The 3,212-nt window shown below is 62.8% G+C and carries 3 protein-coding genes and 1 pseudogene; 1 reads left to right on the top strand and 3 read right to left on the bottom strand.

Features of this window, described 5'->3' with window-relative positions; translation table 11 throughout:
* Window positions 1–106, bottom strand: a pseudogene (locus ABWP84_RS18460) (IS3 family transposase); the annotation flags it as partial.
* Here ABWP84_RS18460 and ABWP84_RS18455 point away from each other — a divergent pair.
* Window positions 78–845: a UvrD-helicase domain-containing protein gene (locus tag ABWP84_RS18455; protein WP_353213487.1), complete on the top strand. Its 768-nt coding sequence runs from the start codon at window positions 78–80 to the stop codon at window positions 843–845. The pseudogene ABWP84_RS18460 and the gene ABWP84_RS18455 sit on opposite strands and share 29 nt — an antisense overlap.
* On the opposite strand, the gene istB is transcribed toward ABWP84_RS18455, so the two are convergent.
* On the bottom strand, window positions 767–1,531 hold the full coding sequence (istB, locus tag ABWP84_RS18450) for an IS21-like element helper ATPase IstB (protein WP_408904294.1): 765 nt from the start codon (window positions 1,529–1,531) through the stop codon (window positions 767–769). The genes ABWP84_RS18455 and istB overlap by 79 nt on opposite strands.
* Window positions 1,518–3,017: an IS21 family transposase gene (istA, locus tag ABWP84_RS18445; RefSeq protein ID WP_353213486.1), complete on the bottom strand. Its 1,500-nt coding sequence runs from the start codon at window positions 3,015–3,017 to the stop codon at window positions 1,518–1,520. The genes istB and istA overlap by 14 nt, the downstream gene beginning before the upstream one ends.
* Between the last annotated feature and the right edge of the window lie 195 nt (window positions 3,018–3,212).

Below are 3,212 nucleotides of genomic sequence, written 5' to 3'. Positions count from 1 at the left end.
GGTCGCTGACCGTGGTACGCACAGGCCTGCCGCGGATTACTCCTTGTAAGCCTAGCCTTTTCATCAGCCGCGCCACGGTGCAGCGGGCCACCTGCTGGCCCTCGCGGCCGCCCCGGATCGAGGTGATCAACCTAGACCGTTGGGTCTCCCAGTTCCTCAAGCGCAAGAGTTTCGCGCGCGAGGTCGCCTTCTTCGGCGAGGGGCGCGACCGCCTCGACCAGGTCTGGCGGTCTGTATTCGACGATCACGAGCTGCCTGAGGGGCTGTCCGAGCCGTTCATCCGGGCGGAATGGGCACAGATCGTGCAGGGCAAGGGAGTGGCCGACCAGAGGGGCTACCTCAAGGCGTCCCGGGCCGGGCGTGGCACCCCACTTGACCGCAAGAAGCGGGCCGCCCTGTGGGATATCTTCGCAGATTATCGCGCGCGGCTGATCAGCGAGGGGCTTGCGGAGCCGGATGACGCGTACCGGGAGGCGACCGAAATCCTGACCTCGGAGGCACCGAACCTCCCCTACGCAGCTGTGATCGTGGATGAGGCGCAGGACATGGGGGAGCAAGCGTTCCGGCTGATCCGGGCGGTCGTTCCGGAGACCCCTTCCGGGGATCGGAATTCTCTCTTCATCGTGGGGGACGCGCATCAGCGAATACACCAACGCAATAACTGGCTGGTGGACAGCCATCACCCCCTTCGAGAGACGATCATCCTGCAAACAGTGTCAAACAGCGCCCAATATTTTCCACCAAACAGCGTCCAAAACTTTCCAGTTCACGCGGTCATTTTCGGCTGTTTTTTTCTTTGCTTGAACCGGAAGGAATCATTCCCGGTTTCCAGGATATCGCAGTGATGGGTGATGCGATCGAGGAGTGCCGTGGTCATCTTGGCGTCACCGAACACCGCGACCCATTCCGCGAAAGACAGGTTCGTTGTGATGATCAGGGAGGTTTTTTCGTAGAGCTGGCTGATCAGATGGAACAGCAAGGCGCCGCCTGAGGCGGGAAATGGCAGGTAGCCCAGCTCATCGAGGATGACGGCATCGGTCTGGACCAACTGGCGGGCCATGTTTCCGGCCTTGCCTTGCTGTTTTTCGCGCTCCAACTGGTTCACCAGATCGACGGCGTTGTAGAAGCGCACGCGTTTGCCATGGTGAATGGCAGCCACACCCAGAGCGGTGGCGAGGTGGGTTTTGCCAGTTCCGGTGCCGCCGACCAGGATCAGATTATGGGCGGTCTTCATAAAGGCGGCGGTGGCCAGCTGCTGGATTTGCGCCTGTGGCAGCGGCGTTTCGGCCCAATCAAATCCGGTCAGGTCGCGGTGCACCGGAAAGCGCGCGACCTTGAGTTGGTAGCGCAGGCTGCGTACTTGGCGATCGGCCAGTTCGGCCTCGATCATGCGGTCGAGCCAGGCCTCGGGTTGCACGGGCCGCCGGGGTCCCTCGGCGAGCCACTCGTTCCAGGCGGTGGCCATGCCATAGAGGTGCAGTGCGTTGAGCTGGGCGGCGCGGTCAGTGGTACGCGGTTCACTGGCTGACATGGCTCACCTCGCGCAGATGATCATAGCGGCTGCAATCGGCGAGCGGCTCGGTCTGAAGTTGCAGCATGTCGGGCACGGTCAGCATGGCGTGCTGGGCGGGGGCGAGTAGGCGGCGCATTTCGTTCAGCACGACGGCCGCGGTGACGACTTGGCCCTCCAGCACCAACTCGCAGGCGACCTGCAGCGCTTCGAGGCCGCCCTCGCGCGCCATCAGCAACAATTCCACAAAGCCGCGGTCGCCGCGGGGCTGCTTGAGGATGCGGTCTCTGACCGTCTGGATGGCGACCGGCAGGTCCCATTCGCGGAACGGCACGCCATTGCGCAGCGCCCCCGGTTTGAGCTCCAGCACCGGCAGATAGTGCCATGGGTCGCAGACCAGAAAATCGCGCCCGAAACGCCGCGTATGCTCGGCGATCACCGCGCCGTCGGCCACGATGCGCACCTGCGTGGCGGTGCTGCGGACCGAGACCGCACGCCCGGCGAATGCAGCCGGGACGCTGTATCGATTGCGGTCAAGCACCACGAGGCAGGTGCTGGAGGCGCGCAGCATGTGCTCGATATAGCCATCGAAGGTGGCGGTCATGCGGCGCAGGCGGCCCTGTTCCTGCGCGAAGCACTCGGCGATGGAGCGTTCGGGCGTGACCGGATGTTTGCGCGCGGCGAGTTCCCGGCAGCGCTGGGCCAGCCACAGGTTCAGCGCTTCGAAATCGGCAAAGCGGGCCAGCGGCGTGAACAGCCATTCGCGGATATTACCGACCTGGTTCTCGACCTGACCCTTCTCCCAACCTGATGCGGGCGTGCAGGCGACGGGCTCGAAGACATAGTGATTGGCGAGCACCATGAAGCGGCGATTGAACAGTCGTTCCTTGCCGGTGAAGATGGTCTCCACAACGGCTTTGAGGTTGTCATAAACCATGCGCTCGGGCACGCCGCCGAACAAGGCGAAGGCCTGATTATGTGCGTCGAACACCATCTCTTGGGTTTCCCGGGGATAGGCCACGACGAACATCTGCCGGCTGAAGGCTAGGCGGAAATGCGCCAGTTTGATGGTCTGCATGACGCCGCCGAGTTCGACCTGCTCGTGGCTCCAATCGAACTGGCACACCTCGCCGGGTGCGAAGGCCAACGGGACGAAGGCTTGGTTGAGTGTCGGGCGGGATTTGCTGAGTTTCCAGCGCTGGACGAAGCGCTGGACGCTATCATAGGCGCCGCGATAGCCCTCGGCCTGCAGCCCCTCGAACAGGCGCCGCGCGGTGCGGCGCTGGGCTTTTGGCAGCAGCTTCTCGGTCTGCAGCCAGCTCTCCAACCTATCCTGGAAAGCGCCGAGCATCGGGGTGGGCTGCTGAGCTCGACGGTAGATCGGCTCTGTCTGGGTCCGGCAATGCTTGCGAACCGTGGGCCGGGAGAGGTTCAACTCCCGTGCGATCGAACTGATGCTCTCCTTGCCCACCGAACGGCGAAATCGAATTTTGGCAATCGTATCCATGACCAACACCCCAGATTCTCCGGCCCAAAGGCCGGATGATCGCATGACCCTGGGTGGAAACTTTTGGACGCTGTTTACCCAGGGAATCTGGAAAGATTTGCACGCTGTTTTGCAGCAAACAGGAATGGACGTTGAATCCCGTGTGGCCTGCTGCCGGTTCGATGGACACCGAGTTTAGTGTGCCTCGGCCAACGC

The sequence above is a fragment of the Rhodovarius sp. genome (assembly GCF_040399605.1).
GTDB lineage: Bacteria > Pseudomonadota > Alphaproteobacteria > Acetobacterales > Acetobacteraceae > Rhodovarius > Rhodovarius crocodyli_A.
Note: the sequence above shows the minus strand (reverse complement) of the source record. Positions and strands in the feature narration are given on the sequence as shown.